Source organism: uncultured Sphingomonas sp. (assembly GCF_913774285.1).
Taxonomy (GTDB): Bacteria; Pseudomonadota; Alphaproteobacteria; order Sphingomonadales; family Sphingomonadaceae; genus Sphingomonas.
The window spans coordinates 72,113-86,624 of record NZ_CAJYHX010000001.1 but is presented as its reverse complement, the minus strand read 5'-3'; the positions used below and the strand labels follow the sequence as shown (position 1 = coordinate 86,624).

Annotated in this window: 12 protein-coding genes and 1 pseudogene; 7 read left to right on the top strand and 6 right to left on the bottom strand. The window is 68.8% G+C overall.

What is annotated here, in order from left to right:
* Window positions 1–58: 58 nt before the first annotated feature.
* A pseudogene (gene pnp / locus QZ670_RS00345) lies at window positions 59–1,828 on the top strand (polyribonucleotide nucleotidyltransferase); the annotation flags it as partial.
* A gap of 153 nt (window positions 1,829–1,981) precedes the next feature.
* Window positions 1,982–2,419, top strand: a complete 438-nt coding sequence (locus QZ670_RS00340; protein ID WP_093296043.1) for a hemerythrin domain-containing protein — start codon at window positions 1,982–1,984, stop codon at window positions 2,417–2,419.
* A 135-nt stretch (window positions 2,420–2,554) separates the two neighbouring features.
* Here QZ670_RS00340 and QZ670_RS00335 read toward each other — a convergent pair whose 3' ends face one another.
* Window positions 2,555–2,953, bottom strand: coding sequence for a VOC family protein (locus QZ670_RS00335; RefSeq protein ID WP_294250230.1), 399 nt, complete (start codon window positions 2,951–2,953; stop codon window positions 2,555–2,557).
* A gap of 88 nt (window positions 2,954–3,041) precedes the next feature.
* Between QZ670_RS00335 and QZ670_RS00330 the strand changes: the two genes are divergently transcribed.
* Window positions 3,042–3,740: a YafY family protein gene (locus QZ670_RS00330; protein ID WP_294250228.1), complete on the top strand. Its 699-nt coding sequence runs from the start codon at window positions 3,042–3,044 to the stop codon at window positions 3,738–3,740.
* An 84-nt stretch (window positions 3,741–3,824) separates the two neighbouring features.
* On the opposite strand, the gene smc is transcribed toward QZ670_RS00330, so the two are convergent.
* From smc to QZ670_RS00310, 4 genes are read right to left on the bottom strand one after another with little or no spacing between them, the layout of a single operon-like run.
* Window positions 3,825–7,232, bottom strand: a complete 3,408-nt coding sequence (smc, locus tag QZ670_RS00325) for a chromosome segregation protein SMC (RefSeq protein ID WP_294250222.1) — start codon at window positions 7,230–7,232, stop codon at window positions 3,825–3,827.
* Window positions 7,233–7,242: 10 nt separating this feature from the next.
* A complete protein-coding gene (locus tag QZ670_RS00320; RefSeq protein WP_294250217.1) occupies window positions 7,243–8,010 on the bottom strand; it encodes a thioredoxin domain-containing protein in 768 nt (255 codons plus the stop codon).
* A gap of 24 nt (window positions 8,011–8,034) precedes the next feature.
* Window positions 8,035–8,730, bottom strand: a complete 696-nt coding sequence (locus tag QZ670_RS00315) for a thioredoxin domain-containing protein (protein WP_294250214.1) — start codon at window positions 8,728–8,730, stop codon at window positions 8,035–8,037.
* A gap of 1 nt (window position 8,731) precedes the next feature.
* Window positions 8,732–9,268 (bottom strand): DciA family protein, encoded by a 537-nt coding sequence (locus QZ670_RS00310; RefSeq protein WP_294250212.1) that lies wholly within the window; start codon window positions 9,266–9,268, stop codon window positions 8,732–8,734.
* 28 nt (window positions 9,269–9,296) lie between these two features.
* Here QZ670_RS00310 and QZ670_RS00305 point away from each other — a divergent pair, with 28 nt between their 5' ends.
* From QZ670_RS00305 to nudC, 3 genes are read left to right on the top strand one after another with little or no spacing between them, the layout of a single operon-like run.
* Window positions 9,297–10,340: an A/G-specific adenine glycosylase gene (locus QZ670_RS00305; RefSeq protein ID WP_294250209.1), complete on the top strand. Its 1,044-nt coding sequence runs from the start codon at window positions 9,297–9,299 to the stop codon at window positions 10,338–10,340.
* Window positions 10,337–11,608 carry a serine hydrolase domain-containing protein gene (locus tag QZ670_RS00300; protein WP_294250206.1) on the top strand — a complete coding sequence of 424 codons (1,272 nt, stop codon included), beginning with the start codon at window positions 10,337–10,339 and terminating at the stop codon, window positions 11,606–11,608. Before QZ670_RS00305 ends, QZ670_RS00300 begins: the two co-directional genes overlap by 4 nt.
* A complete protein-coding gene (nudC, locus tag QZ670_RS00295) occupies window positions 11,605–12,474 on the top strand; it encodes an NAD(+) diphosphatase (protein ID WP_294250203.1) in 870 nt (289 codons plus the stop codon). Before QZ670_RS00300 ends, nudC begins: the two co-directional genes overlap by 4 nt.
* 235 nt (window positions 12,475–12,709) lie before the next feature.
* On the opposite strand, the gene QZ670_RS00290 is transcribed toward nudC, so the two are convergent.
* The gene (locus QZ670_RS00290) at window positions 12,710–13,600 is read right to left on the bottom strand and encodes a prephenate dehydratase (protein WP_294250200.1); all 891 of its coding nucleotides are present in this window, start codon (window positions 13,598–13,600) and stop codon (window positions 12,710–12,712) included.
* Between the two features lie 102 nt (window positions 13,601–13,702).
* On the opposite strand from QZ670_RS00290, the gene QZ670_RS00285 reads away from it, so the two are divergent.
* Window positions 13,703–14,380, top strand: coding sequence for a cytochrome c family protein (locus tag QZ670_RS00285; protein ID WP_294250197.1), 678 nt, complete (start codon window positions 13,703–13,705; stop codon window positions 14,378–14,380).
* Window positions 14,381–14,512: the final 132 nt, after the last annotated feature.

Genomic DNA, 14,512 nt, shown 5'->3' with positions numbered 1-14,512 from the left:
AGACGGCATACGCGATGTATCTTTGTGACTGGAGTTCAGACGTGTGCTCTTCCGATCTGAATCCGAAGCCAAGGAGCTGTCGGAAGACGTCATGCTCGGCGCGGTGATGTTCGCACACAAGGCGTCGCAGCAGGTGATCGACGCGATCATCGATCTCGCCGAACAGGCCGCCAAGGATCCGTGGGAGTTGAAGGTCGGCGACGACCAGAAGACGGTCAAGGCCGAGCTTAAGAAGCTGATCGGCAAGGATATCACGGCCGCCTACAAGCTGACCGACAAGCAGCAGCGCCAGACCGCGCTGGGCGAGGCGCGTGCCAAGGCGAAGGCGGCGATGGCCGACCGTACGCCGCAGGAACAGCTCGCCGCCGCCAAGCTCGTCAAGAAGCTGGAAGCCGAGATCGTCCGCACCGCGATCCTGAAGGATGGCCGCCGCATCGACGGCCGTACCACGACGCAGATCCGCCCGATCGAATCGGAAGTCCACTTCCTGCCGCGTGCGCACGGGTCGGCGCTGTTCACGCGTGGCGAGACGCAGACGATCGCGACCACCACGCTCGGCACCCGCGACGCGGAGCAGATGATCGACGGCCTCAACGGCCTGTCGTACCAGAACTTCATGCTCCACTATAACTTCCCGCCCTATTCGGTCGGTGAAGTCGGCCGCTTCGGCGCGCCGGGTCGTCGCGAAGTCGGTCACGGCAAGCTCGCCTGGCGCGCGCTGCACCCGGTGCTGCCGTCGAAGGAGGAATTCCCCTACACGATCCGCGTCACGTCGGACATCACCGAGTCGAACGGCTCGTCGTCGATGGCCACCGTTTGCGGCGGTTCGCTGTCGATGATGGACGCGGGCGTGCCGCTGAAGCGCCCCGTCTCGGGCATCGCGATGGGCCTGATCCTGGAAGGCAAGGACTTCGCCGTCCTGTCGGACATCCTGGGCGACGAGGATCATCTTGGCGACATGGACTTCAAGGTCGCCGGCACCAGCGAGGGCATCACCGCGCTGCAGATGGACATCAAGATCTCGGGCATCACCGAAGAGATCATGAAGGTCGCCCTGAAGCAGGCCCACGAGGGCCGTGCGCACATCCTCAATGAGATGGCCAAGGCGCTGGGCGAGACCCGCTCGGAGCTGTCGGCGCACGCGCCGCGCATCGAAACCTTCACGATCGACAAGTCGAAGATCCGCGAAGTGATCGGCACCGGCGGCAAGGTGATCCGCGAGATCGTCGCCACCACCGGCGCCAAGGTCGACATCGACGACGAGGGCGTGATCAAGGTCAGCTCCTCGGATCCGGCGCAGATCGAAGCCGCGATCAAGTGGATCAAGGGCCTGGTCGAGGAAGCCGAAGTCGGCAAGATCTACAACGGCAAGGTCGTCAACCTCGTCGATTTCGGTGCGTTCGTGAACTTCATGGGCGGCAAGGACGGTCTCGTCCACGTCTCGGAGATCAAGAACGAGCGCGTCGAGAAGGTCTCGGACGTTCTGAGCGAAGGCCAGGAAGTCAAGGTCAAGGTCCTCGAGATCGATCCGCGCGGCAAGGTCCGCCTGTCGATGCGCGTCGTCGACCAGGAAACCGGTGCCGAGCTGGAAGACTCGCGCCCGGCCCGCGAACCGCGCGAGCCGCGCGGCGATCGTGGTGACCGCGGCGATCGTGGCGGCGACCGTCGTCGCGAGGGCGGCCGTGGCGGTGAGCGCGGTGGCGAGCGCGGCGAGCGTGGCCCCCGCCGCGACCGTGGCGACAAGCCGCGTGGCGAGCGCAGCGAAGGCGGCAAGAACGATGGCGGCGACATCGGCCTGCCCGCGTTCCTGACCGGTGATCGCGACTGATCACCGCGTTACGCGCAAGAAACGAAGGGGTCCGGCGCTGCCGGGCCCCTTTTTTCATTAACCCATTCCATCGTTCCACTTTGCGTGAAATCGCGCTATGCAGACGCGGGGGAACGAACGGAGCAGACGACGTTAAGGGGTGAGGGTAGAGCGATGATGGCAACGACGACGATCGCAGAATTGCGGCACGATCACGAAATGATCGACATCCTCGCGCGGCGCCTGTCGGGCCTTCTTGAAAGCGAAGCCGCTCCGGTCGAGCTTTCCACCGCGCTGGATCACCTGCTCAACTGCGTCGCCGAGCATCTCGCCCGCGAAGACACCACCATCTACACGCTGGCGCTGTCGGCACAGCCGGGCATCTCGCGCACCAAGGTCGATCAGGTCCGCGAGGATTTCGAGCGGCTCAAGGCCAACTGGCAGGACTATCTCCAGTTCTGGACCCCCGAGCAGATCGCCGCCGACCGCCAAGGCTTCGCCGACGCCAGCCGCGCAATGCTGCCGCGCCTGCGCAACCGCGTAAAGCTGGAGGAAGGCCTGCTGGTCGCCGCCGCACTGCAGGGCGAGCCGAGTTTTCAGACGAAGCACTGAGGTGCCAGCGGCGTCCGGCAGGTCCGTTGCGGGGCGTACCCGCAGCCGCCGGAAGCCGCCGTTCGCGCATCGCGATCTTCCCCCCATCCCGCCTCTTTGAGAGCCGCTTCGGGCAAGAGCCATCGAGAACGGTGCCTATCGTGATCCGAAACGGGCCTTTGCAGCATCCGTGAACGGCGTGAAGATGCTGATCGCCGAGCCTTCCGGATCACGAACTTGAAACGTGCGATTACCCCATGGCAACAGCTTGGGCGCATGCACCAGCTCGGACTTGCCGTTTAGCCGATCGAAGACGGCGTCCACATCCTCGACCATGAATTCGAGGATGACGGTGCGATTGGCACCTGAGGTCGCGCTGTTCTCGGCAAAAACAGCCACCGTTTCTGCGCTTCCGATGGCGAGCGTTGCACCCGGCGTGACGATTTCTGCGAATTGCGGTGCGAGCCATTCGGCTGCCTCACCCGTCACCAGCTCGTAGAATGCAACCATGGCGTTGATGTCGGCAGCGATCAGGCGGACGGAGGCGAATTTCATGATGATATCCCGGTGGTTGTGGCTTGCGTAAGCCGGGCACGTATCGCACCGCTGCTGACAGCGTCGTGTCAGCAGGAGTCATCAGACGGTGCCTCGCGCCGATCGCCTCTTTCAAATCATCCAGCTGCTTCGGCGATCGACACGTCCGGTAACCGGCGCTGCCCTGGCCGCCGAACTGGAGGTGTCGACGCGTACCGTGTACCGCGACATCGCCGTCCTGATGGCACAGCGGGTGCCGATCACCGGCGAACCCGGCTTCGGCTATCTGCTGGATGCCGACTATGACATGCCGCCGCTGATGCTGACCCAGGTCGAACTGGAAGCCATCGTGCTGGGTGCGCAGTGGGTCGCCGGGCGCGATGATCCGCTTCTCTCTCCCGCCGCGAACGATGTTCTGGCGAAGATCGTCGCGGCCGTCCCTGCGCATCTCCGGCCGTTCGTCATGGCACCGACTACGGGCGTGCCGCCGCGCTTGGTTCCCGTCGAGGATATCGTAGACGCGGCGATGCTTCGGAATGCGATTCGCGCCCGTTCGAAGCTGCGCCTTGTCTATCGCGATCGAGACGGCGAGCAGACCGAGCGCACGATCTGGCCGATCCTGCTCGGGTACGCCGAGGCAAGTCGCATCCTGATCGCATGGTGTGAAACGCGGAAGGGATTTCGTCACTTCCGCACAGATCGAATAGTGGCTGCCGAAGCCTTAAATCAGCGCATTCCGCACTCGAAGGCGGATTTGCATCGACGATGGGAAGAGTGGCGGGCCCTGGAGCTTTCCCGAAGCTCGTGACTGTTCCCGGACCACCATCCATTTATGCCGCCATGCCGCCATGCCGCTAATAGGCTTGCGCGCGGGCCCCCACGCGACGGTCACCTACTCCGCCGCAAGCAAGCTCGTCGCCCCGCCCAGGTCCACCGAGACCAGCCGGCTGACGCCGCGCTCGACCATCGTCACCCCGAACAGCCGGTGCATCCGCGCCATCGTCGCGGCATTGTGGGTGACGATCAGGTAGCGGGTCGCGGTTTCGCGGGTCATCGCTTCCAGCAGGTCGCAGAAGCGATCGACATTGGCATCGTCGAGCGGCGCGTCGACTTCGTCGAGCACGCAGATCGGCGAGGGCTTGGTGAGGAACAGCGCGAAGATCAGCGCGACCGCGGTCAGCGCCTGTTCGCCGCCCGAGAGCAGGGTGAGCGACTGCAGCTTCTTGCCCGGGGGCTGCGCGAGGATCTCCAGCCCCGCCTCCAGCGGATCGTCCGAGTCGATCAGCGCGAGATGCGCCTGGCCGCCGTTGAACAGCGTCGTGAACAGCCGGCGGAAATGCTGGTCGACCGCCTCGAACGCGGCAAGCAGCCGCTGCCGTCCCTCGCGGTTGAGCGTCCCGATCGAGCCGCGCAGCCGGTTGACCGCCTGGAGCAGCTCGTCGCGCTCCTTGGCGTTGGTGCCGAACGCGGCCTCGATCTCGGCCAGCTCGGTCTCGGCGACGAGGTTGACCGGCCCGAGCCGCTCGCGATCAGCGGTCAGCTTTTCGAGTGCTGCCGATTCCTCCTGCGGGGTGCGCACGCTGTCGGCGTCGAAGTGCAGCCGCGCCGGGAGTAAGGGCGGCGGGCATTCGAACCGTTCGCCCGAGAGGCGCCCCATCTCCACCCGCCGCACGTCCTGGTTCTCGGCACGCGCCGCAGCGCCCGCACGGCGTTCGCGGGCCTCGGAAAGCGACTCGCTCGCCTTGCGCAGCGCCGACTCTGTGGTGCGCAACCGGGCGTCGGCCTCGCGCTCGGCGACCTGCGCGGCGGCGGATTCCTGCTGCATCCAAGAATCGGCGGCCTCGGCATCCGCGAGCTGGGCGGCGATCTGCGCGGGGCGGGCGGCGATCGCCTCGCGCTCCTGCGCCAGCGTGGCGGCGCGCTCATCCATTTCGGCCGAGCGGCGGGTGGCATCGGCGGCGCGCGCGGACCAGCTCTTGGCCTCGGCCCCGGCGGCCGCGAGCCGCTCGCGGGCCTGGGCGAGGTCGCGGTCGAGGCTCGTGCGTTCGGCGCGGGCGCTGGCGACCGCGGCGCGTGCATGATCGGCCTCGCGGGACAGTGTCGCGACCTTGGCGCGGGTTTCCGCCCCGTCCGGCAGCGCTGCCTTGGCCGCCTCGGCACGGGCGAACTCGGCAGCGGCCTCCTCGGCTTCGGCGGCGATGCGGGCGCGGCGGGTTTCGAGATCGGCGCGCTGCGCCTCCAGCCGCTCGATCTGGTTGGCGGCGCGATCGTCGGCCCGCGTCGCCTCGCGGGCGGCGAGGTCGGCCTGGTCGAGTCGCTTGCGGTTCTCGGCAGCGCTGCGGCGCGCCTCGGCGATGCTCGCCTCGATCCGGCTGAGTTCCGCCGCGGCGGCTTCCAGCGCCGCCTGTGCCGCGGGGCGCGCCTGCTCCAGCGCGGCGAGACGGTTGACCCGCTCCAGCCGCTCGGCCGCCGCCGCGCCGCCCGAGCGCGCGCGATAGCCGTCCCAGCGGCGCAGCACGCCCTGCAGCGTCACCAGCCGCTGGCCGACCGCGAGCGGCTGGCCGTCATCCGCCTCGCACACCAGCACCTGCGCGAGGCGGCGGGCGAGTTCGGGTGGCGCGGTTACGTGCTCGGCCAGCCTAGTCGTGCCGGGCGGCGGCGAGGGGTCGGTGGGCGATGCATCGGCGCCGCCCCAATGGCGCTCGGCGCTGGCATCGAGCCCGGCCTCGAGATCGTCGCCCAGCGCAGCGGCGAGCGCGCGTTCATAGCCCGCGGCGACGGTCACGCGGTCGAGCAGCCGGTCCTTGCCCGAGGGCCTGGTCGCCTTGGCGAGCGCGGCCGCCTCGCTGTCGATCTGGGCGAGTTCGGCATGCGCCGCCGCGCGCGCCGCCTGGGCACCGTTGCGCGCCTCGATCGCGGCGCGCTCCTCGGCATCGGCGCGGGCGAGGGCGTCGCGGGCGGATTCGGCCTGGCGCTGCGCCTCCGCCCGCGCGTCGCTCGCGTGCTGCCGCTCGGCGTGAAGCGGTGCGGCATCACCGAGCGCGCGGGCCTCGGCTTCGATCCGCGCCTGGTCGCGCTGGCTGCGTTCCACCTGGCCGCGCGCGGCGGAGAGCGCTGCATCGGCGACGCGCACTTCCGCCGCCTCGGCCGCCTGCTGGGCCAGCGCCTGGGACAGCGCGACCTCGGCATCGCGGGCGGCGCGTTCGGCATCGGCGAGCGCCGCGTCGAGCAGCGGCACGCGCCCGGCGGTTTCGGCGATCCGCGCGTCCAGCGTCGCCTGTTCAGCGGTCAGGCGGGCGATGGCCTCGGCAGCGTCCCGCGCCAGCGAGGCTTCGCGTGCGCGATCCGTCTCCAGCCGACGGCTCGCCTCGGCCAGTTCGGCAATCCGCCGCTCGACGCCGTGCCGGGCACTCCGCAGCGTCTGGAGCCGGTGCTGGGCGTCGCTGGCGGCATCGCGCAGCCGCAGTGCCTCGGCGCGCAGCGTGGCGACCGCCTCGGCGGCCGCCATCTGTGCAGCCTCCGCCTCGGCCTGCGCGGCGGTGCGCTCAGCGACCAGCGACTCGGCCTCGGCGGCCTCTTTCCGCGCAATATCGGCGGCCAGCGCCGCGTCGCGCCAGCGGGCGAAGATCATCCGCGCCTCGGCGACGCGAATGCGGTCGGAGAGTTCGCGGTAGCGCTCGGCCTGGCGCGCCTGGCGCTTGAGCGCGGCGGCGCGCTGCTCCTGCTCGCCGATCAGCTCGTCGAGGCGTGTGAGGTTGGTCTCGGTCGCGCGGAGCTTCTGCTCGGCGTCGCGGCGGCGGACATGGAGGCCGGCGATGCCCGCCGCCTCCTCCAGCATCGCGCGGCGCTCGCCCGGCTTGGCGGCGATGATCGCGCCGATCCGCCCCTGGCTGACCAGCGCGGGCGAATGTGCGCCCGTCGCGGCGTCGGCGAAGGCGAGCGCCACGTCCTTGGCGCGCACGTCGCGGCCGTTGATGCGGTAGGCGGAACCGGCGCCGCGCTCGATGCGGCGGATGATCTCCAGTTCGTCCTGCTGGTCGTCCAGATCGGCGACCACCGCCACTTCGGCGAAGTCGCGCTGCGGGCGGGTCGCGGTGCCGGCGAAGATAACGTCTTCCATGCCGCTGCCGCGCATCGACTTGGCGCTGGTCTCGCCCATCACCCAGCGCAACGCTTCGAGCAGGTTGGACTTGCCGCAGCCATTGGGGCCGACGATTCCCGTCAGCCCCGGTTCGATCCGCAGATCGGCCGGGTCGACGAAGCTCTTGAAGCCCGTCAGCCGCAGCCGTTTTATCTGCACGAGGTGTCGATCAGCGTGCGCCGGCCTTCTGGAGCAGCGGCTCCAGATCGGCCCAGGTGTTCACGTCGGTCTTCTGGCCGTTGATGAAGAAGGTCGGCGTCGAGTTCACGCCGTAGACGTTCGCGCCGTCGGCATTGACCTTGGCGATCGTCTCGATCTGCTTCTGGTCGGCGAGGCACGCCTTGGCCTGGGCTTCAGGAAGCCCACGCTGCTTCATGAAGTCGACCATGCCCAGCGCCTGGGCGAAGCCCGCCGCGGCCTGGGGCGGCGGCATCTGCTGGATCTGGTCGAGCACCTGCGGGTTGGTCTGCTGGAGCGCCATGATCTTCTTCTCGAACTCTTCCTGACCGGCATAGATCTGGTCCAGCGTCGGGAAGAAGGCGTCGGCAGGCACGCACTGGTTGAGCAGCGCGAGCGCGAGGTCGGGCGCACCGTGGATCAGGAAGTCGCGATATTCATAGCTGACCTTGCCGGTCGCGATGTACTTTTCGCGCAAGGGGCCGACGCCGGTGGTGCCGAACTGTGCGCAGAACGGGCACATGCGCGAGCCATATTCGACCAGCTTGATCGGCGCGTTGGGGTTGCCCTGGCGGAAGCCGTTGTCCTTGGTCTTCTCGACCACGTCGGTCCACTGCTTGCCGGCCGGCGCCGCCGCGCCGGCGACGGGCGCCGAGGCCTGGACGGGCGCGCTGCTGTTGCCGCCGGTGCCGCCGGCCTTGTTGCCGCCGTTGCAGGCGGCGAGCGCCAGGATGGGAAGAAGCGCGAGGGCGAAACGCATGGAAGTCTCCGGGTTACGAAAGGGTCAGGCGCCGGCGGCGCGCAGTTCGGGCTCGAGATAGGGCCAGGTAAAGGCGCGCACCTTGCGGCCGTTGACGAAGAAGCTCGGCGTGCCGTCCACCTTGTATAGGTTCGCGCCGTCCGCCTGGGTCTTGGCAATGCGGGCGATCGCCTTGGGATCGGCGAGGCACTGGCGCGCCTTGGCCTCGGGCAGGCCTTGCGTCTTGAGGAAGGCGATCATGCCCATGTTTTCGGCGAAGCGCGTCGCCATCTGCGGCGGCGGCAGCTTCTGCCAGGCCTCCAGCGTCGCCGGCGTCTTCTCCAGCGCGATCAGCTTCTCTTCGAACTTGGGCTGGTTGGCGTAGATCGCGTCGAGCACCGGGAAGAAGCGCTGGGTGCCGACGCACTGGTTGAGCAGCGCCAGCGCCAGGTCCGGCGCGCCGTGGACCAGATAGTCGCGATACTCGTAGCTGACCTTGCCCGTGGCGACATACCGGTCGCGCAGCGGCTTCACGCCCTCTTCGGCGAAGCGGCCGCAGGTCGGGCAGGTGCGCGAGCCATATTCGACCAGCTTGATCGGCGCGTTGGGGTTGCCCTGGCGATAGCCGCCCTCGGGCGTCGCCACCACGGTGGTGAGCCAATTGGCCTGCGGGGCAGGGGCGGCGCCGAGTGCGAACAGCGGCACCAGCGTGAGCATCAGGGTGAGGAGTCGCTGCATCATCTCAATCGATCCGGCCGAACACCGGCGTTTCGTCCTGCGCCGCGACGCCCGCGGCAAGCGATTCGAGCACCGCGCGCAGTTCCGGATCGGCGATGCCGCGCAGGCTGTCGCCCATCGCCTCGGGGATCGGCTTGAGGCTAGGCGGGGGCGCGGGCTTGGCCTTGGGGGCGCGGAGGTCGCCATGGCGGATCGCCAGCTTGGCGACGGCGGGATAGCCGAAGAAGCGGTTCACCCGCTCGATGATCTCGGGCGCGATATGCTGCATCATCGGCGCGAAGGCGCCCGAGACGGTGAGCGCCAGCACGCCCTCCTCGCGCTTGCCGCGCGGGAAGCGGATCGATTCGGGCGCGGAGACGCGAGCATAGCGCTCGCCGACGATCTCGCCCCAGCGGCTGACCACGGCGGACTGGACGAAGCCGAACTTGCGGAACGCGGCGCCGCCCACGTCCGGCAGCAGCTCGGACACCGCACGGACGCGGTTCGAGCGCTGCGGCTCGGGGCGCGGCTGGCGGGTGGTGGCACGGGGGGGCTTCGTCATATCGGGTCCCCCATGCCATAGGCGGGGCGTGCCCGACAACGCTCCTGAATCGATCGCCCCCGCGCTCCTCGCCTGGTACGACGCCAATGCCCGCCGCCTGCCCTGGCGCGCGCCGCCCGGCACCACCGCGGCCGACCCTTACCGGGTTTGGCTTTCCGAGGTGATGCTGCAGCAGACGCAGGTCGCCACGGTGATTCCGTATTTCGAGAAATTCACGGCGCGCTGGCCGAGCTTCGCAGCGATGGCGGCGGCCGAGGATGCCGATGTGATGGCCGCCTGGGCGGGGCTCGGCTATTATGCCCGTGCCCGCAACATGCTCGCCTGCGCCCGTGAGGTCGCGCGGTCGGGCGCACTGCCCGACACCGAGACTGGGCTGCGCGCGCTGCCCGGCATCGGGGACTATACCGCCGCCGCCATTGCCGCGATCGCCTTCGGGCGGCGGGCGGTGGTGGTCGATGCCAATGTCGAGCGGGTGGTGACGCGGCTGTTCGCGCTTGCCGATCCGCTGCCGGGGTCGCGCCCCACGATCCGCCGGCTGACCGACACGATCACCCCCGATTCCCGCGCAGGCGATTTCGCCCAGGCGATGATGGACCTCGGCAGCGGCATCTGCACCGTGCGTGCTCCGAAATGCCTGCTCTGTCCGATCGCGTTCGGGTGTAAAGCGCGGGCGCAGGGCGATCCCGAAACCTATCCGGTGAAGGCGAAGAAGGCGCCCAAGCCCCAGCGCCACGGCACGATGTTCTGGCTGGAGCGCGACGACGCGGTGCTGCTCGTCCGCCGCCCGGACAAGGGGCTGCTCGGCGGCATGCGTGCGCTGCCCACCGGGCCGTGGGCGGAGTCGCCGCCGGGCGTGGTCGACGCGCCCGCCGCCACGCACTGGCGGATGCTGAACGAAACCGTCCGCCACGGTTTCACCCATTTCGATCTCGAAGTGGCGCTTGCGACTGCAACAATCCCTCGCCATGCAAGCGCACCCTCCGGCGAATGGTGGCCGATCGCCGACATCGAGTCGGCCGGTCTGCCCACCGTGTTCGCCAAGGCGGCAAAAGCGATACGGAGACTGCGATGACGGCCAAGCGCGTATTCGGACTTTTCGGGGCGGCTCTGTTGCTCCAGGCGCCTGTGGTGCACGCCCAGACGGCCACTAGCCAGGTCCAGAGCTTCGCGCGCCAGACCGTCGCCTCGGGCAAGGTGCCCGGCATCGTCATCACCTATGCCAAGGGCCAGGCGCCCACGACGATCGTGGCGGAGGGCCGCATGGCCGACGAGCCGACGTCGCCGAAGGTCAATGGCGACACGCTGTGGCGGGTCTATTCGATGACCAAGCCGATCACCGGCATGGCCGCGATGATCCTGATCGAGGAAGGCAAGCTCAAGCTCGACCAGCCGATCAGCGACTTCATCCCGGCGTTCAAGGACATGAAGGTGCTGGTCGATCCGAACAAGGACCTGACCAGCCGCCCCGCGACCAAGCCGATCACGGTGCGCAACCTGCTCACCCACACCGCGGGGCTCGGCTACAACATCATCACCAAGGGGCCGCTGCTCAACGAGTATAACCGCCTGGGCATCAACCCGGCGCAGGTGAGCGATTCGTTCGAGGCGACCGCGCGCCCGGTGCGCCCGGCGACGCTGGAAGAATTCGCCAACCGCACCGCGACGCTGCCGCTGATCGCCGAGCCCGGTGCCAAGTTCAGCTATTCGATCGGTCTGGACGTGCTCGGCCGGGTGATCGAGGTGGCGAGCGGGATGCCGTTCGACAGCTTCGTCAACACGCGCATTCTCGCGCCGCTCAAGATGACGTCGAGCTACTGGACGGTGCCGGCCGGGGAGGCGGGGCGTCTGGCGACCGAATATGCGATTGCGGGCGGCAACCGCCTGCCGATCGACCCGGGTGCAACCTCGGTCTATCTCAAGAAGCCGAGCTTCCCCTATGGCGGTGCGGGGCTGGCGATGTCGGCGCGCGATTATGACCGCTTCCTCCACATGCTGCAGAATGGCGGCGAACTGGACGGCGTGCGCATCCTCAAGCCGGAAACGGTGGCGCTCGCCATGTCCGACCTGCTGCCGCCCGGCGTCGACAAGACCAACCTCGCGGTGATGGCGCGCGACACCGGCGTGCCGATGGGCTTCGGCGCGGGCGGATCGGTGTTCCTCGCCGACCAACCCGGCGGCGCGGGCAAGGGCACGTTCGGCTGGTCGGGTGCTGCGGGTACCTTCGCCTGGGTCGACCCCAAGAACCAGGTCCGCGCGTCGATGATGGTCAACATCCTGCTCGCCGAGCTGGGCCTCAAGGTGCCGGTGCGCACGGCCGTCTACGCCGACCTCGCCAAGTGATCGCGCCCGGTTTTACGGGCGGTACGCTCGGCCGCGACGACCGCGTCCGCCACGAGCCCGACCTGCTGGCGGCAGCGCTCGCCGATCCGCGCGCGCGGCTGCTGGTGATGGACGGGCTGGTGCCGACGCTGGACGGGGAGGGGCGGCTGGTCTGGACCGGGCTCGACGCCGCGACCCAGCCCTTGCTCTTCCTCGGCTTCATCGACGGCGAGCCGCGCTTCGTGCAGACGCTGGCGCCCGGCACGCCGCTGCCGCCGGGCCGCCCGCCCGAGCTGTCTTCGATCCTCGACGCCTTCCGCCCCGAGGATGCCGCCAATTACGCCGCGGCGCGCAGCCTGATCGACTGGCACGCGCGCAACGGCTTCTGTTCGCGCTGCGGCACGCCGACCGACATCTTCCGCGCGGGCTGGGGCCGGCTCTGCCCGAACTGCGGCACCGAGCATTATCCGCGCGTCGACCCGGTGGTGATCATGCTCGCCGAGCATGGCGACCGGGTGCTGCTCGGCCGCCAGCCGAGCTGGCCGCCGGGGCGCTATTCGGCGCTCGCCGGGTTCCTCGAGGTGGGCGAGAGCATCGAGGATGCGGTGCGGCGCGAGACGCTGGAGGAATCGGGCGTGCATGTCGGCACGGTCCGCTATGTCGCCAGCCAGCCTTGGCCGTTCCCGTCGCAGCTGATGATCGCCTGCATCGGCGAGGCGCTCGACGAGGACATCGCCATCGACGCGCACGAGCTGGAACATGCGGCGTGGTTCGATCGGGCGCAGGTGCGGCAGGCCCTCGCGCGGGATCCGGACGCGCCGTTCCTGGCACCGCCGGGGTACGCGATCGCCTACACGCTGCTCAAGGCCTGGGCCGAGTGGGAGTAACCCAACCTTCATCCTCCCCCTGGTGGACAGGGCTATCGCATATGATGGCTAGGGCAAGCGGCATCTCAAGAAACCTTTGTCATTCCCGCGCAGGCGGGAATCCATTGCCCTGAACGCTGGGGGCAAGAACCGCAGCATCAGCGCCAATGGATCCCCGCCTTCGCGGGGATGACGACGTATTTTGGCCGAATGCGATTGCCCTGCCCTGGTGGGGTAGGGAACAGCTTTTGCGACCTTACGGCCGCGCGCGTGCCTGCGGGTACGTTCCCAGCAGCCGCACCCATTTCGAGTGGAAGCCCAGTTCCTCCAGCGCGCGGAGTACGCCTGCGTCGTCGGGGCTGCCGACGATATCGGCGTAGAATTCGGTCGCCGAGAAGCTCGCCTCGCGCTGGTAGCTCTCCAGCTTGGTCATGTTGACGCCGTTGGTCGCGAAGCCGCCCAGCGCCTTGTAGAGCGCGGCGGGGATGTTCTTCACCTCGAAGATCAGCGAGGTCATGAACGGGCCCTCGCCGCTCACCCCAGGCGCATCGCGCGAAAGCACCACGAAGCGGGTCATGTTGTGCGCGGCATCGGCGATGTCGCTGGCGAGCACGTTCAGGCCGTACAGCTCCGCCGCATGGGCAGGCGCCAATGCCGCCACCTTGGGATCGGCCAGCTCGGCGACCATCGCCGCGGCGCCCGCGGTATCGGGATAGGCGACCTGCGCGATGCCGTGCGCCTTCAGCCAGTGGCGGCACTGGCCGAGCGCCTGCGGATGGCTCATCGCCTCGCGCACGTCGTCGACGCTGCCGGTGCCCATCAGCGTGTGGCGGATGGCGAGGAAATGCTCGCCGATGATCGAAAGCCCGGATTCGGGCAGCAGGAAATGGATGTCCGCCACGCGCCCATGCAGAGAATTCTCGATCGGGATCATCGCGCGGTCGGCGCGGCCTTCCTTCACCGCATCGATCGCGTCGTCGAACGAGAAGCAGGGCAGCGGCAGCGCATCGGGAAAGGCCTCGCGCACCGCGACATGCGAATTGGCGCCCGGCGCGCCCTGATAGGCGACCGCGCGCGCCGGTGCCGCCTCGGCCTCGGCGAGCATGCGGGCGACGATCGGGCGGGCGGGGGCGGCGAAATTCTCCATGGGCGGCGGCGCTAGCCTCCGTAGAACTCCGCCGCAAGTCTGCTTGCCTTCCGCCGCGGGCGCGCTCTAAAGATGAACCAAAGCACAGGTGGGAGCGGATGAATGCAAGATCGCTTCAATACGATCGCAGGTTGGGCGCTGGCGGGTGGTATCGCCGCCCTGGGACTTTCGATCGCGAGCGCGAAGTATTTCCACTCCGAAAAGCCTGAACGCCCCGGCTATGTCGTCGAGGCGGTAGAAGATGCGGCCGGCGGCGCCGCCGCGGCCGAGCCGCTGCCGGTGCGCCTCGCCAAGGGTGACGTCGCCAAGGGCGAAAGCGGCTTCAAGCAGTGCGCCTCGTGCCACACCATCGCGCAGGGCGGGGCCAACGGCATCGGCCCGAACCTCTATGCCACGCTGGGCGAGGGCATCGCGCAGGGCAAGGGCGGCTTCGCCTTCTCGGATGCGCTGAAGGGCGTGGGCGGCAGCTGGGACCTCGACAAGATGGACGCGTGGCTCACCAACCCGCGCAAGTTCGCGCCGGGCACCAAGATGACCTTTGCCGGCATCTCGGACCCGCAGCTGCGCGCCGACGTGATCCTGTACCTCAACAAGCAGGGCTCCAACCTGCCGCTGCCGGCGGCACCTGCCGCTGGCTCGCAGCCGGACAATGCCGGGGTGCAGAGCAACAGCGCCGCGGAAGGCGCCGATGTGTCGGTGAACGTCCAGCAGGCGACGCCGGCCGAGGGCGCACCGTCCAAGGATCCACAGGCGGCGGTGCAGGCCGAGAAGAAGAAGTAAGGGGCCTAACCTCCCGCCCTTCTTAGTCCCCCTCCCGCTTGCGGGAGGGGTTAGGGGAAGGTGAGTGAGGATCGCCGGCGACCCCGTCGCAGAAAGAACCTCCACGTCGCACCCTCCCCCATCCCCTCCCGC